Genomic DNA, 22,648 nt, shown 5'->3' on the forward strand with positions numbered 1-22,648 from the left:
ACGCCACCTCGTCTATAGTGAGAACACGTTCTAGTTCTCAGGAGTGTGGATGACGGCGACCCCGGCGATCGACGGCTGGTTCACGACCGGGCCGGACCCGACCCTGGTCGGGACGCGGTGCACGACTTGCGAGACGGTCTACTTCCCGCGGGCGTCCGGCTTCTGCCGCAACCCGGGCTGCTCGGGCGAGGAGTTCGCCGAGGTCGAGCTGTCCCGGCGCGGGACGATCTGGTCCTACACGGACGCGCAGTACCAGCCGCCCCCGCCGTACATCCCGAGCTCCGACCCGTACGTGCCGTTCGCGCTCGCCGCCGTCGAGCTCCCCGAGGGGATGGTCGTGCTCGGCCAGGTCGCCGAGGGGTACGGCGTCGCCGACCTCCACGTCGGCGCTGAGGCCGAGGTCGTCGTGGAGACGCTCTACAGCGACGAGACCGGCGAGCGGACGATCTGGCGCTGGAAGCCGGTGACCGAGATGGGCGAGGAGTCCGACCAGTGAGCAGCTCTACGAACAATCTGGACGTCGCCGTCGCGGGAGTCGGCATGCACCCGTGGGGCAAGTGGGGCAAGAACTTCGTCGAGTACGGCGTGCACGCCTCCCGAGCCGCGCTCGCCGATGCCGGGGTCGCCTGGCAGGACGTCGACCTGATCGTCGGCGGCGAGACCGTGCGCAATGGGTACGGCGGCTACGTGGCCGGCGCGACGTTCGCCCGGGCGCTGGGCTGGAACGGCGCCAAGGTCGCGACGTCGTACGCCGCCTGCGCGACCGGTGCCCAGGCGCTCGACACGGCCCGCGCCCGGATCCTGGCCGGCATGTCCGAGGTCGCGCTGGTGGTCGGCGCCGACACCACGCCCAAGGGGTTCCTCGCACCCAACGCCGGCGAGCGCTGGGACGATCCTGACTGGCTGCGGTTCCGGCTGCTCGGTATGACGAACCCGGCGTACTTCGCCCTCTACGCCCGCCGGCGGATGGACCTCTACGGCGCGACCCAGGAGGACTTCGCCCGGGTCAAGGTCAAGAACGCCAAGCACGGACTGGCCAATCCCAACGCGCGCTACCGCAAGGAGGTCGGCGTCGAGGACGTGCTGACCAGCGCGATCGTCTCCGACCCGCTGCACCTGTTCGACATCTGCGCGACGTCCGACGGCGCGGCCGCGGTGCTGCTGACCTCGGTCGCGTACGCCGAGAGGCACGGCCTGGGGGGCGGGGTGAAGATCAACGCGATCTCGACGGTCACCCCGACCTTCCCGCAGACCGTGATCGACATGCCGCTGCTCTCGACCGACGCGACGAACGCCGTAGCCGCCCCGGAGCGGACCTTCAAGGAGTCGATCGGCGCCGCGGCGTACGAGGAGGCGGGCATCGACCCCGCCGACGTCTCGCTCGCCGAGGTCTACGACCTGTCGACGGCCCTCGAGCTGGACTGGATCGAGGACCTGCAGCTCTGCAAGCGCGGCGAGGCCGAGGCGCTGCTGCGCGCGGGCGACACGACGATCGGCGGCCGGATCCCGGTCAACCCGTCGGGTGGGCTCGCCTGCTTCGGCGAGGCGGTCCCCGCCCAGGCGCTGGCCCAGGTCTGCGAGGTCACCTGGCAGCTGCGTGGCCAGGCGACCGGTCGCCAGGTCGAGGGCGCCCGGGTCGGCATCACGGCCAACCAGGGCCTCTTCGGCCACGGCTCCTCGGTGATCCTGAGCGTCTGACCCGCGCGTCGAGAGACGCGAGATGGCCCCCAAGAGCAGGATCTGCGGGCCATTTCGCGTCTCTCGACGACGCTCGGCGTGGTCCAGGTCACGAGCAGCGGGGGTCCGAGCGACCCCCGGTGAACGACCCTTCCCAGACTTTGAGAAAGTTTTCACAAGCGCCGAGGAACCGCTCTCGCCCGACCTGACATCCGGGACCTTTGGCCCATTCCGGGGGACCCCCGGCACGGGCGCGAGGGGCAGGGTTTTTCCTAGCGTTGGCCCGTCGCAGTCGTTCTCGGCTGGAGAGATCTGGGGAGTGGAGACCACGTGGACAGCATTCTCGACATCGCGCGGTGGCAGTTCGGCATCATCACCGTCTACCACTTCCTGTTCGTCCCGCTGACGATCGGGCTGACCGCGCTGGTCGCGTTCATGGAGACGCTGTGGCTGCGGACGAAGAACCCCGAGTGGCTCCGTCTGACGAAGTTCTTCGCGAAGCTGATGCTGATCAACTTCGCGATAGGGGTCGTGACCGGGATCGTGCAGGAGTTCCAGTTCGGCATGAACTGGTCCGACTACTCCCGCTTCGTCGGGGATGTCTTCGGCGCCCCGCTCGCGGTCGAGGCGCTGCTGGCGTTCTTCCTCGAGTCGACCTTCCTCGGCCTCTGGATCTTCGGCTGGGACAAGCTCCCGCGCCGCCTGCACTGCGCCTGCATGTGGATCGTCCACTTCGGCACGCTCGTGTCGAGCTGGTTCATCCTCGCGGCCAACTCGTGGATGCAGCACCCGGTCGGCTACATCTACAACCCGGAGACCGGGCGCGCCGAGCTGACCGACTTCTGGGCGGTGATGTTCAACAAGGTCCAGCTCGCGACGTTCCCGCACGTGATCCTCGCGGCGTACATGACGGGTGCGGCGTTCGTCCTCGGCGTCTCGGCCTGGCTCTACGTCTCCAAGCGTCACCAGACCGACCGTTCGACCTACCGGATGGGGATCCGGCTCGGTGCCTGGGTCGTGCTGATCGCGGGCCTTGGCGTCACCATCAGCGGCGACTACCAGGGCAAGATCATGACCGACGTCCAGCCGATGAAGATGGCGGCCGCCGAAGCGCTCTATGACACCGAGGACTCCTGCGCGCCGTTCTCGATCTTCACCATCGGTACGCCGGACGGGCAGTCGGAGAAGTTCGCGGTGACGGTGCCATGCCTGCTGTCCTTCCTCGCGACCGGCCACTTCGACGGCAAGGTCGAGGGCATCAACGACCTCCGGGCGCAGTACCAGGAGAAGTTCGGCCAGGACCCGGGCGCGCGCTACTACGACCCGTCCGGCAACTACTCGCCGATCATCCCGGTGACCTACTGGTCCTTCCGCTACATGATCGGCTTCGGCATGGCCGCAGCCTTCCTCTCCGCCCTGATCCTCTTCCTGACCCGCAAGGGGCGGGCGCCGACGACGAAGTGGTTCGGCCGGATGGCGATCGCGGCACCGATCCTGATGCTGCTCGGCAACTCGGCGGGCTGGATCTTCACCGAGATGGGCCGCCAGCCGTGGGTGGTCTTCGGCCTGATGAACACCTCCAACGGAGTCTCGCCCGGAGTCAGCACCACCGAGGCGTGGATCTCATTGATCTCGCTGACCGTCCTGTACGGCGTGCTCGCCGTCGTCGAGGTCGGCCTGATCCTGCGGTTCTCGAAACGCGGCCTCGATCCGTTCGAGGAGCCACCGGACCCGACGCTCGGCGGCAGTGACGACGACCGCCCGCTGGCGTTCGCCTACTAGGGGAGGAGAGACGACATGGAGTTCACGACCGTCTGGTTCATCCTGATCGCCGTCCTCTGGATCGGCTACTTCTGCCTCGAGGGCTTCGACTTCGGGGTCGGCATGCTGCTGCCTGTGCTTGCTCGCGACGACCGTGAGCGCCGGCTGATGATCAACACCATCGGTCCAGTCTGGGACGGCAACGAGGTCTGGCTGCTGACCGCCGGAGGTGCGACGTTCGCGGCGTTCCCGGAGTGGTATGCCACGCTCTTCAGCGGCTTCTACCTGCCCCTGCTGCTGATCCTGCTGGCGCTGATCGTGCGCGGGCTCGCCTTCGAGTACCGCCACCAGCGGCCCGAGGCCGCCTGGCACTCGTGGTGGGACCGGGCGATCGTCGTCGGGTCCTACGTGCCGGCGTTCCTGTGGGGGGTGGCGTTCGCCAACATCGTGCGAGGCGTCCCGATCGACGAGACCAAGGACTTCACCGGCACGATCTTCACGCTGCTCAACCCGGTCGGGCTGCTCGGCGGGCTGGTGACGCTCTTCCTCTTCCTCATCCACGGCGCGATGTTCGTGGCACTGAAGACCGACGGCGACATCCGCCACCGGGCCCGGGTGCTGTCGGCCAAGCTCGGTCTCGTGGCCGCCGTCGTCGCCGTGGTGTTCCTGGTGTGGGCGCAGCTCCACACCGGCGACGCCTGGTCGGCGGTCCTCTTCGGGGTCGCCGCTGTGGCGCTGGTCGGTGGCATCGCGGCGGCGTACGTCGGACGCGAGGGCTGGGGCTTCATCGGCACCTTCGTCTGCATCGTGCTCGCCGTCGCCGGCCTCTTCGTGGCGCTCTTCCCCGACGTGATGCCGTCGACGACCGACCCGGCGTTCTCGTTGACGACGACGAACGCGTCGGCCACGGCGTACACGCTCAAGGTGATGACCTGGGTCGCCGTGATCTTCATGCCGCTGGTGCTGCTCTACCAGTCGTGGACGTACTGGATCTTCCGCAAGCGGATCTCGGTGCACCACATCTCCGACCACCACGAGCCCGAGCCTGTGTCGTGAGCGCCGAGAGATGAGACCCAGCGACCCGCGCGTCCGGCGACAGCTGGCGCCCGCTCGTCGGCAGCTCGGCGTCGTGCTGGCTGCCGGCGTCGTCGCGAGCCTGCTGCTCGTCGGTCAGGCGTGGGCGGTCACCGAGCTGATCGTCGCCGCGCTCGACGACGGCGCGGTGCGGACCTGGGCCGTCGTCATGGTGGCGGTGTTCGCGGCCCGGTCGCTGACCGGCTGGACCACCGACACGATGGCCGCCCGCGCAGCAGCGGTCGTCGGCTCCGACGTACGCCGTCGGGTGGTCGGCGCGATCCTGCGTGACGGCGGGGGTGGCCGCTCGACCGGCGAGCTCGCCGGGCTGGCGACCCGCGGCGCGACCGCGGCGGAGCCCTACCTCACCCGCTACGTCCCGGCGCTGGTGCTCGCCGGGGTGCTGCCCGTGGTCACCCTGGTGGCGATCGCCACCCAGGACCCGATGAGCGCGCTGATCGTGCTGGTCACGCTGCCGCTCATCCCGGTCTTCGGGATCCTGGTCGGCCTCGCGACCCGGGACCGAGCCCGGCTGCAGTGGCGCGCGCTGGCGTCACTGTCGGGACACTTCCTCGACGTGATGCGCGGTCTGCCGACGCTGGTGGCCTTCCGTCGGGCCGAGGCCCAGTCGGCGACGATCCGATCGATCACCGACCGCTACCGGCGCCGGACCCTGCAGACGCTCCAGATCGCGTTCGCGTCGTCGGCGGTGCTCGAGCTCGTCGCAACGCTGTCGGTCGCCCTGGTCGCGGTCACCGTCGGCATCCGGCTCTCCCACGGCGACCTCGACCTCGAGACCGCGCTGGTCGTCCTGCTCCTGGCCCCGGAGGCGTACTGGCCGCTGCGCCGGGTGGGGGCGGAGTTCCACGCCGCCGCCGAGGGAGTCGCCACCTTCGAGGCCGCGAGCGACCTGGTCGACGCCGACGACGTGACCCCGCGGCGGCGGCCTGGAGCGATGCGGCTCGACCACGTGTCGGTGCTGCGCCCCGGCCGCGCCGTACCTGCCCTCGACGACGTCAGCCTCTCCGTCCCCGACCGCGGCGTGCTCGCGATCACCGGGCCGTCCGGCTGCGGGAAGTCGACGCTGCTGGCCGTGCTCGCGGGGCTGCTCGAGCCGACCTCGGGCACCGTCCACGGCCCGACCCGGGACCGGATCGCCTGGCTGCCGCAGCGGCCGGTCTTCGTCGCAGGGACGGTGGCCGACAACCTGCGGCTCGCCGCGCCGGACGCGTCCGACCAGCAGCTGGTGGCCGCGCTCGGACGAGTCGCGCTGCCGGTGGAGCTCGACGTCCGCCTCGGCGAGGACGGTACGACGCTGTCGGCCGGCGAGCGGGCGCGCCTAGCGTTGGCCCGGGTGCTGCTGGCCGAGCGGCCCTACGTGCTGCTCGACGAGCCGACCGCCCACCTCGACGCCGCGACGGAGCGGATCATCGCCGACACGGTGGTGGAGCTCGGCCGCACCTCGGCTGTGGTCGTGGTCGCCCACAAACCCGCGCTCGTTGCCCTCGCCGACCGGGTGGTGCCGCTGTCGGCCCCCGGCCCGGTCCTGCCCGTCCGCGCCGCCTCGGTCGCGGCGCGGCCCGCGGTGGTCGACCAGCCCGTCGATGCGGGTCGTGGTGGCGGCCTGCTGCTGCCGACCGTCCTGGGTGGCCTCGCCTCCGCGTCAGGGGTCGCGCTGACGGCCACGGCCGGCTGGCTGATCGTGAAGGCGTCGTACCAGCCCGCGATCCTGACCCTGCTCGTCGCGATCGTCGCCGTGCGTGCGTTCGGGATCGCCCGGCCGGTGCTGCGGTACGTCGAGCGCCTCCGCTCGCACGACGTGGTGCTGCGCCTGCTCGCCGACCGCAGGGTCGCGGTCTACGACGCGGTCGTGCCCCTCACGCCGGGCGCCCTCGGTCGGCGTCGCGGCGACCTGCTGGCGTCGGTCGTCGACGACGTCGACGCCGTGCTCGACCGGGAGCTGAGGGTGCGGATGCCGGTGCGTGGGTTCGCGATCACGGCGGCGATCGCCGCGGTGTTCGCCGCCCTCGCCGCTCCTGTCATGGTGAGCGTCGTCGTAGGCGTCGCCGCCGCAGCCGTGGTCGCCTACTGCCTGGCTCGAGCGGGTGCGGCCCGCGCCGAGCGCGACGCCGTTGCCAGCCGTGCGCGGCTCTCCGACGCCGTCGTCGAGGTCGCCCAGACCGCCGACGAGCTCGCGATGTGGCAGGCCGAGCAGCGTGCCGTCGACGCGGTCGTGGCGCTGGGCGCCGACCTCGGTCGGAGCACCGTCGCGGCAGCCGGCTGGCTCGCCACTGGCCGGGCCCTGGTGCTGCTCTGCTCCGGTGTCGGCGTCGCCGCCGCCGCGGTGCTGCTCCAGGGCACGGTGTCCGGCCCGCTGCTCGCACTGCTGGTGCTGCTGCCGCTCGCCCTCGGTGAGCCCGCCTCGTCGCTGGCCGACGCCGGTGCGCTCGCCGCGCGGACCCGGGCCGCCGAGGACCGGTTGGCCGCGCTCGCTGGCCGGTCGCCGGCCGTCGAGGATCCCGCCGTACCCACGTCGCCGGAGGGTCACAGCATCCGGGTCGACCGCGTGACCGCCGCCTGGGGCGATCGGGAGGTGCTGCGCGACCTCGACCTGGTGATCGAGCCCGGCGACCGGATCGCCGTCGTCGGACCCACCGGCTGTGGCAAGAGCACGCTCGCGTCGCTGCTGATGCGGTACGTCGACCCGGTCCGCGGCGCCGTACGGCTCGGCGACCGGGCACTGCCCGAGCTCGCCCTCGATGACGTACGGCGCACCGTCGGGCTGGTCGACGACGACCCGCACGTCTTCGCCACGACGCTGGTGGAGAACGTCCGGCTGGCGCGTCCCGCCGCCACCGACGCCGAGGTCGACGCGGCCCTGCGCCAGGCCCGGCTCGGGTCGTGGCTGGACGCGCTGCCGGACGGCCTCGACAGTTGGCTCGGCGACGGGCACGCCCACGTCTCCGGTGGCGAACGCGCCCGGATCGCAATCGCCCGGTCACTGCTCGCCGATCAGCCGGTGCTGGTGCTCGACGAGCCCGCCGCCCACCTCGACGGCGCGACGGCCGACGAGCTCGCGGCCGAGGTGCTCGGCGGCGAGCGCAGTCGGACCGTCGTGTGGATCACCCACGCTGCCGCCGGCCTGGACCGAGTCGATCGGGTGCTCGAGCTGGCTCAGCCGAGCGGGACGCGCCAGACGAACGCCGTACCGCGCGGGTGACGCTGGCGCACGTCGAGTGAGCCGCCGAGGGTCTCGGCACGTCGGCGGGCGTGGCGCAGACCGTTCTCGCTGGTTCGGGTCGACAGCCCGACGCCGTCGTCCTCGACCGTCAGCCGCACCTCGTCGTCGGTGACCCGCAGCTCGACCTCGCCCGCACTGGCCGCCGCGTGCCGTGCGATGTTGGAGAGCGCCTCGCGGAGCACGGGCACGATGTTGTCCGCGATCACCTCGGGGATCTGCGACACCGGGCCGACCAGGTCGGCGACCACGGCGCCGAGGTCGTCGGCGACATGCCGTCCGCGCCGGTACGGCGGAGTCGGCTCGGTCACGCGGCTCAGTCTGCCAGTGAGCAATAGGGTCCACCCATGTCATTCGTGCTGGTTGACCGCCCCGATCCCGCCGTCGCCATGGTCACCCTGAACCGTCCCGAGCGGATGAACGCGATGGCGTACGACGTGATGGTGCCCTTCCGCGACGCCCTGCGCTCGCTCGGCGAGGACAACACGGTGCGCGCCGTGGTCGTCACCGGGGCCGGAGCCGGATTCTGCTCCGGGGCGGACCAGGAGTCGGCAGGGGTCCCGCCGGGCGTCGCGGGCCTGACCAGGCCGACGTACGCACTGCGCGCGATGGAGGTGCTCGAGGACGTGGTGCTCACGATCCGCAGGCTCCACCAGCCGGTGATCGCCGCCGTCAACGGCGCCGCGATCGGCGGTGGTCTCTGCCTCGCGCTCGCGTGCGACCTGCGGATCGCGGCGCCGGCGGCGTACTTCCGCGCGGCGGGGATCAACAACGGGCTGACGGCGAGCGAGCTCGGGCTGTCGTTCCTGCTGCCGCGGGCGGTCGGGTCGACCCGGGCCGCCGACATCATGCTCACCGGCCGCGACGTCCTGGCCGAGGAGGCGGAGCGGATCGGGCTGGTGTCCTCCGTCGTGCCCGACGTCGTCGGCGCTGCCGTCGAGATCGGGCAGCGGATCGCGGGCTTCTCCCAGCCGGGCATCGAGCTGACGAAGAAGTCGCTGCACGCCGGCATCTCCGCCACGTCGCTGGAGACCTACCTGTCGTCGGAGGGGATCGGGCAGCTCTACCTGCGGATGCTCACCGGCAACTTCGAGGAGGCGACGGCCGCGCGCAAGGAGGGCCGGGCGCCGGTCTTCAGGGACGAGCGTTGACGGGCTGGCAGGGATCCCCGGTCGACCGGGGATTCATGTTGCTGGTGGGATCGCGCCCAACGTCATCAGCACCACTGTCGGGAAGTCGGCGGCCAGCCACGAGGGCTGGACCTCGCCGATGACCTGCCAGCCGCGGTGGCGGTAGACCTCGACCGCACGGTCGTGGACCGGGATGACGTCGAGCACGGGCTGGCGGCCGGAGGCCACGATCCAGTCGACGGCCGTGTCGTGCAGCCGACCACCGACCCCGGTGCCGATGACGTCGGATCCGACGAACAGCACGGCGATCTCGGCCAGGGCCTCGGTCCCGGCGCCGGCGATGTAGTGCTCGCGGATCTCGCCAGCGGGTGCGTAGACCGCGACGTGGCCGACGACCCGGCCGTCCACCTCGGCCACCCACGCGCGCTCCTCGCCCGGGCGCACCAGGAAGTCCTCGACGGGGAACGGCAGCGGCCATCGGACGGGGTACTGGGTCCCCGCCTGCTGCTCCGCGAGCACCATCGCGAGCGCGGGGATGTCCTCGTCGCGGCGCTCGCGGATGGTGACGATCACTCGAACTCACCGTCGACGTACACCCAGCGACCCGCGCGCTGCTCGAACCGGCTGCGCTCGCGCTGCTCTCCCGCGACCCCGCCGACGTCGTACGACGCCACGAACTCCACCCAGTCCTCGCCCGCTCCCAGGATCGACAGCCCGGTCCAGGTGCGCCCGGGGTGGGGGGAGAGGTCCTCGGGCCGGGTGCGCGGGTGCCAGGTGCGGAACACGTAGTCGGTGTCGCCCACGGCGTACGCCGCATAGCGCGACCGCATCAGCTCCTCGGGCGTCTCCGCGAGAGCGGCGCCGCGGTGCAGGCGACCGCAGCAGGCGTCGTACGACGTGCCGCTGCCGCACGGGCAGATCTGTTGGAGGGCCACGCCCTGAACCCTAGGAGCAACCGAAACGGAGACGTAACCCGTTTGTGGGTGTGCGCAGTAGCGTGAGGGGGTGACTTCCGCTTCCACGGCATCGCCCACGACTCAGCCCACGGCCCAGCCGACCCTGGCAACGGTCGGCGAGCTGCGCGCCTCCGGCCACGTCCAGCAGTCCCTCCGCGAGGAGATCCGCAGCAACCTGCTCGCGGCGCTCCGCGAGGGGCGTGACCCGTGGCCCGGGCTGCACGGCTTCGAGGACACCGTCATCCCCCAGCTCGAACGCGCGCTGATAGCCGGCCACGACATCGTGCTGCTCGGCGAGCGCGGCCAGGGCAAGACCCGGTTGCTGCGCACCATGGTCGGTCTGCTCGACGAGTGGACCCCGGTCATCGACGGTTCCGAGCTGGGCGAGCACCCGTACGAGCCGATCACCCACGCCTCGCAGCGCCGCGCGGCCGGCATGGGCGACGACCTGCCGATCACGTGGCGGCACCGCGACGAGCGGTACGCCGAGAAGCTGGCCACCCCGGACACCAGCGTCGCCGACCTGATCGGCGACGTGGACCCGATGAAGGTGGCCGAGGGCCGGTCGCTCGGTGACCCGGAGACCATCCACTTCGGTCTGATCCCGCGCAGCCACCGCGGCATCGTCGCGATCAACGAGCTGCCCGACCTCGCCGAGCGGATCCAGGTCGCGATGCTCAACGTGATGGAGGAGCGCGACATCCAGATCCGCGGCTACGTGCTGCGGCTGCCGCTCGACGTCCTGGTCGTCGCGAGCGCCAACCCCGAGGACTACACCAACCGCGGCCGCATCATCACGCCCCTCAAGGACCGGTTCGGTGCCGAGATCCGCACGCACTACCCGACCGAGCTCGAGGACGAGGTCGCGGTGATCCGGCAGGAGGCCGACCTGGTCGCCGAGGTGCCCGACTACCTGATCGAGGTGCTGGCGCGGTTCACCCGGGCGCTGCGCGAGTCGAGCTCGGTCGACCAGCGCTCCGGCGTGTCGGCGCGCTTCGCGATCGCCGGCGCGGAGACGATCGCCGCGGCGGCGCTGCACCGAGCCACGGTCCAGGGCGAGCCCGAGCCGGTCGCCCGCGTGGTCGACCTCGAGACCGCCGTCGATGTCCTCGGCGGCAAGATCGAGTTCGAGAGCGGTGAGGAGGGCCGGGAGGACGAGGTGCTCACCCACCTGCTCCGTACCGCGACGGCCGAGGCCGTCCGCAACCACTTCCGCGGCCTCGACTTCGGCCTGCTGGTGCAGGCGATCGAGAACGGCGCCATGGTCACCACCGGTGAGCAGGTCACCGCGCGCGACTTCCTCACCGGGCTCCCGACGCTGGGGGAGTCCGAGCTGTACGACGAGGTCTGCGACCGGCTCGGCGCCACCAACGACGGGCAGCGGGCCGGTGCCATCGAGCTTGCGCTCGAGGGTCTCTACCTGGCGCGGAGGGTCGGCAAGGACACCGACGGCTCGGAGACCGTCTATGGCTAGGTCGCACGCGTCCCGCTTCAAGAGGTACGACGGCGGCGACCCGCTCGCCCCGCCGGTCGACCTGGCCGAGGCTCTGGACGCCATCGGCGAGGACGTGATGGCGGGCTACTCGCCCGAGCGCGCGATGCGCGAGTTCCTGCGCCGCGGCGGTCGCGACCAGAGCGGCCTCGACGACCTGGCCCGCCGGGTCGCCGAGCGGCGCCGTGAGCTGACCCAGCGGCACAACCTCGACGGCACCCTCCAGGAGGTCAGGGAGCTGTTCGACCGCGCCGTCCTGGAGGAGCGCAAGCAGCTCGCACGCGACGCGATGATGGACGACTTTGACCGCACGCTCCGCGAGATGCAGCTGGAGGCTGCCTATCCGAAGGAGGGCTCCCCCAACACGGCGGCTGCGGTGAGCGAGCTGTCGTCGTACGACTGGGCGAGCCGGGAGGCCCGCGAGGACTACGAGAAGATCAAGGACCTGCTCGGGCGGGAGCTGCTTGACCAGCGGTTCGCCGGCATGAAGCAGGCGCTCGAGAACGCCACCGACGAGGACCGCGCCGCCGTCAACGAGATGCTCGGCGACCTCAACGAGCTGCTCGAGAAGCACCGTCTGGGTGATGACGCCCCGGAGGACTTCGACGAGTTCATGGCCAAGCACAGCGAGTTCTTCCCGGAGAACCCGCAGAGCATCGACGAGCTGCTCGAGTCCCTCGCCCAGCGCTCCGCCGCCGCGCAGCGGATGCTCAACTCGATGTCGCCCGAGCAGCGGCAGGAGCTGATGGAGCTCTCGGCCGGGGCGTTCGGATCGCCGCAGCTGATGGACGCGCTCGGCCGGCTCGACGACAACCTGCAGGCGCTGCGACCGGACCTCGACTGGGGCGGCTCGGAGCAGATGGGCGGCGAGGAGGGACTCGGACTCGGTGACGGGACCGGTGTCTTCCAGGATCTCGCCGACCTCGACCAGCTCGCCGAGCAGATCTCGCAGTCGTACGGCGGCGCCCGGATGGACGACCTCGACCTCGACAAGCTGGCCCGTCAGCTCGGCGACGAGGCAGCGGTGGACGCCCGGACCCTGCAGCAGCTCGAGAAGGCGTTGCGTGACTCCGGCACTCTCAAGCGCGGCTCCGACGGCCAGCTCCGGCTGACCCCGAAGGCGATGCGCCAGCTCGGCAAGGCGCTGCTGCGCGACGTCGCCGAGCGGATGTCCGGACGCCAGGGCAATCGCGAGCTGCAGCGTGCGGGCGCTGCCGGCGACCTGTCCGGGGCGACGCGGGAGTGGGCCTTCGGCGACACCGAGCCGTGGCACGTGCCGCGCACGATGCTCAACGGAGTGCTCCGCCGTGCCGGCGACCCCTCGGGGCCGATGCTCGCGATCGAGGACGTCGAGGTGCAGGAGACCGAGGCGCGCACCCAGGCCTGCGTCGCGCTGCTCGTGGACACGTCGTTCTCCATGGCGATGGACGGTCGCTGGGTGCCGATGAAGCGCACCGCACTCGCCCTGCATACGCTGATCAAGTCGCGCTTCCGCGGCGACGACCTCCAGCTGATCGCCTTCGGCCGGCACGCCGAGGTGATGGACATCGAGCAGCTCACCGCACTCGACGCGATGTGGGACAAGGGCACCAACCTCCACCACGCCCTGCTGCTCGCCAACCGGCACTTCCGCAAGCACCCCAACGCCCAGCCGGTGCTGCTGATCGTCACCGACGGAGAGCCGACCTCTCACCTCGAGCCCGACGGCGAGGTCTACTTCTCCTACCCGCCGCATCCGCTCACGGTCGCGTACGCCGTACGCGAGCTCGACAACGCCGGCCGCCTCGGCGCACAGACGACGTTCTTCCGGCTCGGCGAGGACCCCGGCCTGGCCCGCTTCATCGACCAGATGGCCGACCGGGTCGAGGGCCGCGTCATCGCCCCCGAGCTCGACGACCTCGGCGCCGCGGTCGTCGGCTCCTACCTCGGCTCGCGCCGCGGCGGTTCGGGCGGCGGCTCGGTCGGCGACGGTCCCTACCGCTCCGGCGGCTACGGCAACTGGTTCGGTGGTGGCGGTCGCGGCTTCTGGGTCGGCGACTAGCTCAGGACGTCATCCGGAGGGTGGCCCCTGACCCACGATTCGTATGACGTCTCGCCGCGTCGGCCCGCTAGTGCGGGCCGGGCTCCCACTCACTGAGCGGCTTGCGCTCCCAGTTGTCGCAGGGCTTGGTCGAGGTGCGTCGTACGCCGGCGCAGTCGGGCAGCTCGTCGGGGAGCGACAGCTCGTCGGTCATCAGGTCGCGAACCAGTAGGTGCCGCGACATCCGGTAGCCGTTGCGGGCCAGGTCGCAGTCGCAGTAGACGCCGATCTTGAGCAGACGCTCCTCGAGCGCGGTCGCCGTCGGCGACTTGATGTCGCGGAACCACTGCGTCCAGAGGCGGGTCCGGTCGCACCCCACGGCCTCGACCCGACGCGACACGAAGCACGCCAGACACTCGTAGAGCCCCGGCTCGGCTCCGGGGTCGGCGACCGTCTTCAGGTAGAGCTCGGCCTCGTCGGCCACGGACATCTCGGGCATGACAGATGTCTACCGGCGCCCACCGACAGCGCGACCCGTCAGGATGGGCCAGTGGATGCGACCGTGATCATCGTCAACGTGCTCGGCTGGGTCGGGATGGCCCTGCTGGTCGGCGCCTACGCCCTCGTCACCGCCGGCCGGATCCACGGCACGGGGCTGGCGTTCCAGCTGATGAACCTGTTCGGCGGCGGGTTCCTGATGGTCAACTCCGCGTACTACGGCGCCTGGCCGTCCGCGGTGCTCAACTTGGTCTGGGTCGTGATCGGCACGGTCGGACTGCTACGCGCGGCACTCCGCTCAAGCAGGGTGCAGGATCGCGGCCAGCTCCTCGACCCCGTCGACTAGGCGCGTCCCGGGCCGCGCCCAGGCGGCGTTGGCGTCGACGGCGTGGACCGGGACGCCGGATGGCAGGACGCCCGACGCGACCAGGTCGTCGGCGAGCCGCTGGGCGCCCGGCCGGTCGTAGCCGCAGGGGGCGCACACGATGACGTCCGGTGCGGCCTCGTGCACGGACTCCCACAGCACGCGCTCGGACTTCGCGCCGGGCTTGCCGAGCAGACAGGTGCCGCCGGCCGCTTCGATCATCTCCGGGACCCAGTGCCCCGGCGCGTACGGCGGGTCCGTCCACTCGAGCAGCATCACGCGAGGTCGGGCCAGGCCGGCCACGCGTCGACGTACCGCGCTGAGCCGCGACCGGAGCCCGACAACCAGCTCAGCGGCCTCGGACGGGTGGCCGGTCGCGCGGCCGAGCGCCACGATCGAGTCGAGCACCTCGTCCAGCGTGTGCGGGTCGATCGTCAGGACCTCGGCACGGCAGCCCAGGTAGGCCAGCGCGTCGTCCACGACCGATACGTCCACAGCACAGACCGCGCAGAGGTCCTGGGTGACGACCAGGTCGGCGTCGAGCTCGGCGAGCGCGTCGGCCGACAGGTGGTAGAGATCCTCACCCCGCGACATCGCGCCGACGACGTACGCGTCGATCTCGGCGGGCGTCAGCCCTTCCGGCATCGCCGAGGTCGACACGATCCGACGGTTGCGCGCCTCAGCCGGGAAGTCGCACTCGAAGGTCACGCCGACGACGTCCTCGCCCGCGCCGATGGCGAAGAGGATCTCCGTCGTCGAGGGGAGCAGGGAGACGATCCGCATCTCCCGAGCCTAGGGGAGTGGTCAGCCGACGGTCTTCAGCGCGAGCCGCGCGACGGCGATCGTCTTCGGGATCGAGGGCGCTGTCTTGCCGGTCATGGACATGCTCATGACGCCCACGATCTTGGCTCCGGTGCGGAAGAAGAGCACGTTTCCGATCAGGGGGTCCTTCTTGATGGCCGTTCTCACCTGGAAGCCCCAACGCTCGGAGCCGAGCTTGAACCGGATCTTCTTCATCTGACCCTCGTCGCCCACGAGCTCTTCACAGTCCTGGCCCTCAGTGAGAGTGGCTCGCAGGTACTGGCTCGCGACGCGGGCACTCCGGAAGACCTGTGTGGTGACGCTGACCATCGGCTCCTGGCCGGTGACCTCGAACTCCTTGACGTCCTCCATGGACTCGATGTCCGGTGCGTACATGGCTTCCTGGCCGGTCGCGCCCTTGATCACCGAGCCGCGCTTGCACGACTTCTCCGGCATCCGGATCTTGCTCACGCGCGACACGTCGATGGATCCACCCTCGAGATGCGGGTAGATCTTGGCGACGGCGGCGAGGGTGGGTACGGCGGGCGGCTTGGGGACCGCGGTTGCCGTCGAGGCGACGGTCGGGGCGACGAGCGCGGGTACGGCGACGGCGACCAGCGCCCGAGTCAGCCAACGGTGAGTCATGCGCCGGATCCTGCCAGCAAAGCGGACGGGCCGGGACCGAAACGCCCCGACCCGTCCGACGGTCTCAGCCGACGGCCTTGAGGGCCGTCGAGGTGAGCTCGATCGACTTCGGGATCGAGGGAGCTGAGGCGTCCATCGACATCGCGCTGGTGTAGACGATGAAGCGGCCCTTGCGGGAGAAGAGCGAGTTGAAGACCGACGACGAGGTCTGGCCGGAGATCGTGCAGGTCGACTTGATCTGGTAGCCCCAGCGCTCGTTGCCGAGCTTGAAGGCGATCTTCTTCATCGAGGACTTGCAGTCCGGCTTGGGGCCGCCGCCGGTGCCGCCGCCACCGGGATTCGTGCCCGGGCACTTCTTCGCGGCCTTCGCGTAGCCGTGGAGGTACGCGATCGCGGCCTTGGTCGTCGGGAACTTGTACGCCTGGACGGACACCATCGGCCGCTCGCCGGTCATCAGGTAGGCGCTCGGGTCGCCGGAGGAGTAGTCGGGGGAGTACGACGCGGACCGTCCGCTCGCCCCCTCGATGACCTTCGTGGTGTTGCACTTCTTGCCCGGGCCGTAGACCTTCATGGCGCTCTCGGTGGCGGTGCCGTCCGCGAGGTGGGGGTAGGTCTTCGCGACGGCGTCGATGGTGGGGACCTTCGCGCCCCCGGCCGCGGTGGCGGACGTGGCGAGCGCGGGGACGATCAGGGCGGGGACGGCGAGCGCGATCAGCGCCCGGGTCAGCCAGCGGCGGTTCATGATGGGCTCTCTTCTCTGGTGGGTCCCGGTCGGTTCCGGGGGGGTCGGAGTTGATGGGAGGACCATGTCGCGGCCGGCTTGGGGTCGACTGGGAGTCCACTTGGAGTCTCGATACGCTCGCTGCGCTCGCTACTCGACCACCGAAAGCAGATGTGAACGACGTCTCCGCGACCGTGCTGGTCCTGCTCGGCCTCGCCGCGCTGGCAGCGGGCTTCGTGGACGCCGTCGTCGGCGGCGGCGGGCTGATCCAGCTCCCGGCACTGCTGCTCGGCCTCCCGAACGCCGCCACCGTCCAGATCCTGGCCACCAACAAGGTCGCCGCCTTCAGCGGTACGACGGTGAGCGCAGCGACGTACTACCGCCGGATCAGGCCGGACCCGAAGACGTCCCTGCCGCTGATGCTCTTCGCCTTCGCCGGGTCCGCGGCCGGCGCGCTGGTCGCCAGCCAGATCCCGCGCGACGCCTTCGAGCCGATCGTGCTGGTGGCGCTGATCGTGGTCGGCGGCTACGTGCTCTTCAAGCCGCAACTGGGCGAGGCGACCGCGCTGCGGTTCTCCGGACACCGGCACACCGTGGCCGCGATGGGCACCGGCCTGGCGATCGGCTTCTACGACGGAGCGCTCGGACCAGGCACCGGCAGCTTCTTCGTGATCACGCTCGTCGGCCTGCTCGGCTACAGCTTCCTCGAGGCCTCCGCCAAGGCGAAGCTCGCCAACTGGGCGACCAACCTCGCCGCCATCCTGGTCTTCGCGCCGCAGGGCGCGATCCTGTGGGAGGTCGCGGTGGTGATGGGACTCTGCAACGTCGTGGGCGGCTACGTCGGTGCTCGCACCGCCGTCTCCCGCGGCACCAGGTTCGTGCGGATCTTCTTCATCGTGGTGGTCTCCGCGTTCATCGTCCGGATCGGCGGCGACGTGTTCGGGCTGTGGACATGAGGTTGGGGTCGTGACGACCTACCTGACCGTCGCGCGTGACACCGAGGCCGAGATCGAGGTGAAGCGCTCCCGCTTCCTCTGCACCCTGGTGCGCGTCGAGGAGGAGACTGCCGCTCGCGCCGTCGTCGCGCGGCTCCGCAAGCAGCACTGGGATGCGCGCCACCACTGCTCCGCCCTGGTGATCGGTCCACCGCCGAGTCCGGTCGAGCGATCCTCCGACGACGGCGAACCCGCCGGCACGGCAGGTGCCCCCATGCTCGACGTGCTCCGGGGAGCCGGGCTCAGCGACGTCGTCGCGGTCGTCACGCGGTGGTTCGGCGGGACCCTGCTCGGCGCCGGCGGGCTCGTGCGCGCGTACGGCGACGCCGTACGCACCGCCCTCGCCGAGGCCGGCACGCTGCGACGCTCTCTGGTGCGCGAGCACCGCCTCGAGCTCGACCACGCCGACGCCGGCCGGGTCGAGAGCGAGCTGCGCACCCGTGGCATCGCGGTGCTGGACACGGCGTACGGCGCCCGGGTGTCGCTCACCCTCGGAGTCCCGCCCGCCGGGGAGCCGCGACTGGCGACCCTGCTCGCCGAGGTCACCGCCGGGGCCGTGGAAACCACGGTGGCAGGAGAGCGCTGGGTCGATAGCCTCGACACATGAGCGTCCTCGTTGATCTCGCCGACCTGCCGAAGACCCTGGCCGACTTCGACCGGGGCTACCTGCTCACCTCCAGAGACGGCCTGGTCAAGGCGGTCTCGGTGCGCGCGGTGCCCGACAACGGCGGTCTGCGGATCACCACACCTGGTCGGGGTTCGGTCGCCAACGTCGACGCCAACCCCAACCTCACCCTGGTCTTCCCGCCGCTGACCAACCCCGGCATGTCCCTACTGGTCGACGGGATCGGCGCTGTCGACGGAGGGGACGTGCTCGTCACCCCGACCGGCGCCGTCCTGCACAAGCCGGTCTCATGACGATCAGTCCCTTCTGGGTCAGCGCCTTCCTCGACTTCGGGGCCGGCGACTTCGACCGAGGCACGGCGTTCTGGCGCGACGTCACCGGGTACGCCGTCTCCGAGACGCGCGGCGAGACCGGCCAGTTCGCGACCCTGGTGCCGCCCGACGGCGACGACTACCTCCGGGTCCAGCACCTCGATGAGGGGCCGGGCCGGATCCACCTCGACCTGCACGTCGACCAGCCCACGATCGCCGCCGAGGCCGCGATCGAGCTCGGCGGCCACGTGCTGGTCCGGCACGAGGCCGGCTACGTCGTGCTGCGCTCACCCGGCGGACTGGTCTTCTGCTTCGTCAGCCACCCGGCGGCGCGCCGGCCGGCCGCGGCCACCTGGTCCGACGGCCACCGCTCCCAGGTCGACCAGGTCTGCCTCGACATCCCACCGACGGCGTACGACGTGGAGGTGGCGTTCTGGCAGGGACTCACCGGGTGGGATCTGACCGAGGTCAACGAACGGGAGTTCGAGCGGCTCCAGCCTCCCGACGACCAGCCGCTGCGCTGGCTGGTGCAGCGGCTCGACGACGGCGAAGGACTTGGCAATGGGGTCCACGTGGACCCCAATGCCAAGCGGTCGGCGGTTCGCGCGCACCTCGACCTGGCCGCCGAGGACCGCGACGCCGAGGTCGCCCGCCACGTCGCGCTCGGCGCGACCGAGGTGTCCCGACAGGAGTGGTGGACGGTGCTCACCGACCCGGTCGGCACGACATACTGCATCACCCGGCGGGCGCCGCGATGACGACGCACGTCGCTGGCGAGCGCGCCAGCCTCCGGTGGATCCTGCTGCACCTCGTCGAGGAGTACGCCCGCCACAACGGCCACGCCAACCTCATCCGCAAGTCCATCGACGGTGTGACGGGCGACTGACCGACGTCAGCCCGTGACCTGGTGCAGGCAGAGCACGTTGCCGTCGGGATCGTGGAACCACGCTGCTCGCATCCCGTCGCCCTCGACGATGTGGCCGACCGAGGTGAACCCGGGCGAGTCGTAGTCCTCGAAGACCACGCCGCGACCCTCGAGCACGGCGATCTCGGCGGCGACGTCCTGGACCTCAAAGCTCATGGCTGTGTTGGGGGACGGGTGTGCGTCGGGGAGGATGCGCAGCACGAGGCGGGCTCCGCCGGCGAGCTGATACATCACCTCGTCGCTGCCGTGCCGCCCGTCGTACGCGAGCCCGAGACGCTCGCCGTAGAACTGCTGGGCTCTGTCGGGCTCGCTGATCGGGAGCATGACCGAGACAGGGCTATCTGAGATGGACATGGGACCTCCTCGGGCCACCTCCCAGCATCTCGCCGACGGAGGGCGCGCGTCATCACCAAAGTGTGCTGGTGAGCCCTGGGCGTCTCAGTCCCCGGCGAACCCCGGGAGCGACTCGGTGAGGATCGCCCGGAACGGCACCTCGGCCTCGAGCTGGCTGAGGATGCCCACCGCGCCCAGCCAGGTGCGGTGGATCAGCAGGTACGCCGGGGGCAGGTTGATCTTGAGGGCGAGCGTGTACGCCGGGTCGCGGGGATTGTTGACCCGCTGGAACTGCGACTGCATCCACTGCCGCGAGAACTTGAAGCGCTCGACCTGGGTCGGCTCGACGAAGGGCGACAGGTAGTCGAGCAGCATCGCCGGGTCGACGGTGACCCGGTCCTTGATGAAGCCCTCGTCGCGCAGGCCGGCCAGGAGCGTCTCGTCGTCCTCGATCGCGGCGATGCGGATGAGGGACCCCATCGCGAGCGGCAGTGCTCCCTCGGCGAGTCGCGCCACCGCGCCGAAGTCGAGGACGCCCATGCCGCCTGGCCTACCGTCCTCGGTCGGCAGGATCCGGAAGTTCCCGGGATGCGGATCGGCGTGCAGCATCCCGGTCCGCGCCGGGCCGTCGACGAGGAACCGGACGAAGAGCTCGCCGTAGTGGTCGCGCTCCTCCTGGGTCCCCGACGCGATGACGGCGGCGAGCGAGGAGGGGGACTCCAGCCACTCGGTGATCAAGGTGGTGTCGCCGGCGGCGACGACGTCGGGTACGACGAAGTCCGGGTCGTCGCGGAAGGCCTCCGCGAACGTGCGCTGAGCCTCGGCCTCGAGCCGGTAGTCCAGCTCCTCCTCGGTGCGCGCCTGCATCTCGGCGATCAGCGGCTTCACGTCGATCCCCGGGACCAGGGTGCCCATGGTCCGGGCGAGCCGGGAGAGCTGGCGCAGGTCGGAGCGGAGCGCGTCACCGGCGCCCGGGTACTGCACCTTTACGGCGACATCGCGACCGTCGTGCCACCGGCCCTTGTGCACCTGGCCGATCGACGCGGCCGCGGTCGGGCCGCCGTCGAGCCAGACCAGCTGTTTCTTCCAGTCCTTGCCGAGGTCGCGCGCGAGCGCGTCGCGGACCTGCTGCGTGGGCATCGGCGGCGCCGAGTCCTGCAGTCGGGTCAGCTGCTCGCGGTAGGGTCCGGCGATCTCCTCCGGAAGCGCCGCCTCGAGCACCGACAGCGCTTGGCCGAACTTCATCGCCCCGCCCTTGAGCTCGCCCAGAGTGCGGAAGAGCTGCTCGGCGGTGCGCTGCTGGATGTCGGACATCACGGCCTCGGCGGGCTTGCCGCCGATCCGCTTGCCGAACCCGACCGCGCTGCGTCCGGCGTACCCGATCGGCAGGGCGGCGAGTCTCGCCGTCCTGGCCACGGCCTTGCGCGGGAGCTCGGTCATGACGCCAGTGTCCCTGACGGACCTAGCGGTGGCCGGGAGGCTGGGACGTCATACGTCCGGAGCAAGGGGTCGCACTGTGAAGTCCTGAGACTTCACAGAGCAAGCGGACGCTCTGTCCGTATGACGTCCTTGGGACAGGCCGACTACTCGGTCGACGGAAGCGGCTTGAATCGGCGGACCTCCTGGGGCCAGCCGCATCCTTCCGCCATCTTGCCGGCCCAGACCCTGGCGGTGTCGTCGTCGGGCACCCTGATCACGCAGAACCCGCCGAGGTACTCCTTGGTCTCGGCGAAGGGCCCGTCGGTGAACAGCAGCGTGCCGCTGGTCGCGTCGGCGCTGAAAGCCTCGTCGACCTCCTCCTCCAGCCCGCCGCCGAAGATCCACACGCCGGCCGCCTTCATCTCTTCGACGACCGCCATCGACGTCGGGCCGCGACTGCGGAACCACTCCTCGGTGTGGTCGCCCACCCACTGCTGGTTGAAGTAGATGAGGTACTCGGCCATGTCAGCTCCTCTTTCCGGACGCGGACCCGGTGCCCGCCGCTACCTACGCTACGAACGGCGGGCGGCGGACACGACACCCTCAGGCTGAGAAAGTTCAGGCCGGGAACTTCACGCCGGTGTTGGCGTGGCAGCGGTAGCCGAACGGGTTCTTGGCGAGGTACTGCTGGTGGTGGTCCTCGGCGTAGAAGTACGGCGTCTCGCTCGCCGGCCGGATCTCGGTGGTGATGTCACCGAGCCGACGCCGCTTGAGCTCGTCGCCGTACACCTTGGTCAGGTCGCGGGCGACCTGCTCCTGCTCGGGGGTCGTGTAGTAGATCGCCGAGCGGTACTGCGTGCCGACATCGTTGCCCTGGCGGAAGCCCTGGGTCGGGTCGTGGACCTCGAAGAAGGTCTTCACCAGGTCGGCGAAGGACACCTTCGACGGGTCGAAGACGATCCGCACGGCCTCGGTGTGGTTGGTGCGGCCCGAGCAGACCTCTTCGTACGACGGGTGCTCGGTCGTGCCGCCGGCGTACCCGACCGACGTCGACCAGACGCCGGGGACCTGCCAGTAGATCTCCTCGGCGCCCCAGAAGCAGCCGAGGCCGAAGAATGCGACCTCGAAGCCGTCGGGGACCACGTCGGTGACCAGCGGTGCGTCCAGGACGCGGTGCTTCTCGGACAGCGGGAAGTTGCGCTCGCTGCGGCCGGCCAGGGTCTCCTCGGGGGTGACCAGCTGGGCCTTGCGGGTGAGGAACACGGGTTCTCCTTCTTTCGGAGTGACGTTGCACAGTCTCTAACAACGCCGGTGACCATGGCGTTCCCGTGGGTGGTCGCGTGCCCGGCCGGGTCAGGTGGTGGTCGGGTCGACGTAGAGGTCGAGGTGACCGCACTCCCCGCAGCGGTACGCCGAGACGTCCAGGCGCTGCTTCCCCATGCGGGCCGCGCCGCCGAAGATCCCCTTCTCCAGCGGGCCGGGGATCCAGCGCAGGTAGCCACGCGAGCTCTCGCCGGCGTCCTCGAGGAAGCCGGGCTCGAGCCCGACGGCCTGACATGCGGAGCAGCGCGGATCGACCATGGCAAGAGCGTAGGGGCAGGTGCGGTGGTTTCGAGGCTGTGAGGGTTGGTGATGGCTGGCCCGGGGCTGGCTGGCAGAGTGG

At 70.7% G+C, this 22,648-nt stretch carries 26 protein-coding genes; 14 read left to right on the forward strand and 12 right to left on the reverse strand.

What is annotated here, in order from left to right; genetic code table 11:
* The first annotated feature begins 49 nt into the window (after window positions 1-49).
* The 5 genes from ABEA33_RS10045 to cydD all read left to right on the forward strand — a co-directional run bounded on the left by ABEA33_RS10045 (window position 50) and on the right by cydD (window position 7,732).
* The gene (locus tag ABEA33_RS10045; RefSeq protein WP_345526626.1) at window positions 50-496 is read left to right on the forward strand and encodes a Zn-ribbon domain-containing OB-fold protein; all 447 of its coding nucleotides are present in this window, start codon (window positions 50-52) and stop codon (window positions 494-496) included.
* Window positions 493-1,698 carry a lipid-transfer protein gene (locus tag ABEA33_RS10050; RefSeq protein WP_345526627.1) on the forward strand — a complete coding sequence of 402 codons (1,206 nt, stop codon included), beginning with the start codon at window positions 493-495 and terminating at the stop codon, window positions 1,696-1,698. The genes ABEA33_RS10045 and ABEA33_RS10050 overlap by 4 nt, the downstream gene beginning before the upstream one ends.
* Before the next feature lie 309 nt (window positions 1,699-2,007).
* A complete protein-coding gene (locus tag ABEA33_RS10055) occupies window positions 2,008-3,459 on the forward strand; it encodes a cytochrome ubiquinol oxidase subunit I (RefSeq protein WP_345526628.1) in 1,452 nt (483 codons plus the stop codon).
* 15 nt (window positions 3,460-3,474) lie between these two features.
* Entirely contained in the window at window positions 3,475-4,494 is a 1,020-nt protein-coding gene (gene cydB / locus ABEA33_RS10060; RefSeq protein WP_345526629.1) for a cytochrome d ubiquinol oxidase subunit II, read from the forward strand.
* A 10-nt stretch (window positions 4,495-4,504) separates the two neighbouring features.
* Window positions 4,505-7,732: a thiol reductant ABC exporter subunit CydD gene (gene cydD, locus ABEA33_RS10065; protein ID WP_345526630.1), complete on the forward strand. Its 3,228-nt coding sequence runs from the start codon at window positions 4,505-4,507 to the stop codon at window positions 7,730-7,732.
* On the opposite strand, the gene ABEA33_RS10070 is transcribed toward cydD, so the two are convergent.
* A complete protein-coding gene (locus ABEA33_RS10070; RefSeq protein WP_345526631.1) occupies window positions 7,687-8,061 on the reverse strand; it encodes a sensor histidine kinase in 375 nt (124 codons plus the stop codon). The two genes, cydD and ABEA33_RS10070, sit on opposite strands and share 46 nt — an antisense overlap.
* A 36-nt stretch (window positions 8,062-8,097) precedes the next feature.
* On the opposite strand from ABEA33_RS10070, the gene ABEA33_RS10075 reads away from it, so the two are divergent.
* On the forward strand, window positions 8,098-8,901 hold the full coding sequence (locus ABEA33_RS10075) for an enoyl-CoA hydratase (protein WP_345526632.1): 804 nt from the start codon (window positions 8,098-8,100) through the stop codon (window positions 8,899-8,901).
* A 33-nt stretch (window positions 8,902-8,934) separates the two neighbouring features.
* Here ABEA33_RS10075 and ABEA33_RS10080 read toward each other — a convergent pair whose 3' ends face one another.
* A complete protein-coding gene (locus ABEA33_RS10080) occupies window positions 8,935-9,453 on the reverse strand; it encodes a GNAT family N-acetyltransferase (protein ID WP_345526633.1) in 519 nt (172 codons plus the stop codon).
* Window positions 9,450-9,815 (reverse strand): YchJ family protein, encoded by a 366-nt coding sequence (locus tag ABEA33_RS10085; protein ID WP_345526634.1) that lies wholly within the window; start codon window positions 9,813-9,815, stop codon window positions 9,450-9,452. Before ABEA33_RS10085 ends, ABEA33_RS10080 begins: the two co-directional genes overlap by 4 nt.
* A gap of 70 nt (window positions 9,816-9,885) precedes the next feature.
* Here ABEA33_RS10085 and ABEA33_RS10090 point away from each other — a divergent pair, with 70 nt between their 5' ends.
* Window positions 9,886-11,310, forward strand: a complete 1,425-nt coding sequence (locus tag ABEA33_RS10090; protein ID WP_345526635.1) for a MoxR family ATPase — start codon at window positions 9,886-9,888, stop codon at window positions 11,308-11,310.
* Window positions 11,303-13,369 (forward strand): VWA domain-containing protein, encoded by a 2,067-nt coding sequence (locus ABEA33_RS10095; RefSeq protein ID WP_345526636.1) that lies wholly within the window; start codon window positions 11,303-11,305, stop codon window positions 13,367-13,369. Before ABEA33_RS10090 ends, ABEA33_RS10095 begins: the two co-directional genes overlap by 8 nt.
* A 67-nt stretch (window positions 13,370-13,436) precedes the next feature.
* Here ABEA33_RS10095 and ABEA33_RS10100 read toward each other — a convergent pair whose 3' ends face one another.
* A complete protein-coding gene (locus ABEA33_RS10100; protein ID WP_345526637.1) occupies window positions 13,437-13,847 on the reverse strand; it encodes a DUF2695 domain-containing protein in 411 nt (136 codons plus the stop codon).
* Between the two features lie 51 nt (window positions 13,848-13,898).
* Here ABEA33_RS10100 and ABEA33_RS10105 point away from each other — a divergent pair, with 51 nt between their 5' ends.
* A complete protein-coding gene (locus ABEA33_RS10105; protein WP_345526638.1) occupies window positions 13,899-14,192 on the forward strand; it encodes a CBU_0592 family membrane protein in 294 nt (97 codons plus the stop codon).
* Here the strand turns inward: ABEA33_RS10105 and ABEA33_RS10110 are convergent.
* From ABEA33_RS10110 to ABEA33_RS10120, 3 genes are all read right to left on the reverse strand, one after another.
* Window positions 14,145-14,993, reverse strand: a complete 849-nt coding sequence (locus tag ABEA33_RS10110; protein ID WP_345526639.1) for a cobalamin-binding protein — start codon at window positions 14,991-14,993, stop codon at window positions 14,145-14,147. The genes ABEA33_RS10105 and ABEA33_RS10110 overlap by 48 nt on opposite strands.
* Window positions 14,994-15,014: 21 nt before the next feature.
* Window positions 15,015-15,656, reverse strand: coding sequence for a hypothetical protein (locus ABEA33_RS10115; RefSeq protein WP_345526640.1), 642 nt, complete (start codon window positions 15,654-15,656; stop codon window positions 15,015-15,017).
* Between the two features lie 64 nt (window positions 15,657-15,720).
* On the reverse strand, window positions 15,721-16,398 hold the full coding sequence (locus ABEA33_RS10120) for a hypothetical protein (protein WP_345526641.1): 678 nt from the start codon (window positions 16,396-16,398) through the stop codon (window positions 15,721-15,723).
* 152 nt (window positions 16,399-16,550) lie between these two features.
* On the opposite strand from ABEA33_RS10120, the gene ABEA33_RS10125 reads away from it, so the two are divergent.
* The 5 genes from ABEA33_RS10125 to ABEA33_RS10145 are packed head-to-tail and all read left to right on the forward strand — an operon-like array spanning window position 16,551 to window position 19,194.
* A complete protein-coding gene (locus ABEA33_RS10125) occupies window positions 16,551-17,333 on the forward strand; it encodes a sulfite exporter TauE/SafE family protein (protein WP_345526642.1) in 783 nt (260 codons plus the stop codon).
* A gap of 10 nt (window positions 17,334-17,343) precedes the next feature.
* Complete coding sequence (locus tag ABEA33_RS10130; protein WP_345526643.1) at window positions 17,344-17,979, forward strand: YigZ family protein; 636 nt, start codon at window positions 17,344-17,346, stop codon at window positions 17,977-17,979.
* On the forward strand, window positions 17,976-18,290 hold the full coding sequence (locus tag ABEA33_RS10135; protein ID WP_345526644.1) for a pyridoxamine 5'-phosphate oxidase: 315 nt from the start codon (window positions 17,976-17,978) through the stop codon (window positions 18,288-18,290). The genes ABEA33_RS10130 and ABEA33_RS10135 overlap by 4 nt, the downstream gene beginning before the upstream one ends.
* Window positions 18,287-19,066, forward strand: coding sequence for a VOC family protein (locus tag ABEA33_RS10140; protein WP_345526645.1), 780 nt, complete (start codon window positions 18,287-18,289; stop codon window positions 19,064-19,066). Before ABEA33_RS10135 ends, ABEA33_RS10140 begins: the two co-directional genes overlap by 4 nt.
* Window positions 19,063-19,194, forward strand: coding sequence for a mycothiol transferase (locus ABEA33_RS10145; RefSeq protein WP_345526646.1), 132 nt, complete (start codon window positions 19,063-19,065; stop codon window positions 19,192-19,194). The genes ABEA33_RS10140 and ABEA33_RS10145 overlap by 4 nt, the downstream gene beginning before the upstream one ends.
* A gap of 6 nt (window positions 19,195-19,200) precedes the next feature.
* Here the strand turns inward: ABEA33_RS10145 and ABEA33_RS10150 are convergent, their stop codons facing one another.
* The 5 genes from ABEA33_RS10150 to ABEA33_RS10170 form a co-directional block, all read right to left on the reverse strand.
* Complete coding sequence (locus ABEA33_RS10150) at window positions 19,201-19,587, reverse strand: VOC family protein (protein ID WP_345526647.1); 387 nt, start codon at window positions 19,585-19,587, stop codon at window positions 19,201-19,203.
* Window positions 19,588-19,671: 84 nt separating this feature from the next.
* Complete coding sequence (locus tag ABEA33_RS10155; RefSeq protein WP_345526648.1) at window positions 19,672-21,006, reverse strand: ABC1 kinase family protein; 1,335 nt, start codon at window positions 21,004-21,006, stop codon at window positions 19,672-19,674.
* Between the two features lie 143 nt (window positions 21,007-21,149).
* Window positions 21,150-21,509 (reverse strand): YciI family protein, encoded by a 360-nt coding sequence (locus ABEA33_RS10160; RefSeq protein WP_345526649.1) that lies wholly within the window; start codon window positions 21,507-21,509, stop codon window positions 21,150-21,152.
* A gap of 94 nt (window positions 21,510-21,603) precedes the next feature.
* Window positions 21,604-22,248 carry a peptide-methionine (S)-S-oxide reductase MsrA gene (msrA, locus tag ABEA33_RS10165; RefSeq protein ID WP_345526650.1) on the reverse strand — a complete coding sequence of 215 codons (645 nt, stop codon included), beginning with the start codon at window positions 22,246-22,248 and terminating at the stop codon, window positions 21,604-21,606.
* 90 nt (window positions 22,249-22,338) lie between these two features.
* Window positions 22,339-22,566, reverse strand: coding sequence for a hypothetical protein (locus ABEA33_RS10170; RefSeq protein ID WP_345526651.1), 228 nt, complete (start codon window positions 22,564-22,566; stop codon window positions 22,339-22,341).
* Between the last annotated feature and the right edge of the window lie 82 nt (window positions 22,567-22,648).

It is taken from the genome of Nocardioides endophyticus (assembly GCF_039543845.1).
Taxonomy (GTDB): domain Bacteria; phylum Actinomycetota; class Actinomycetes; order Propionibacteriales; family Nocardioidaceae; genus Nocardioides; species Nocardioides endophyticus.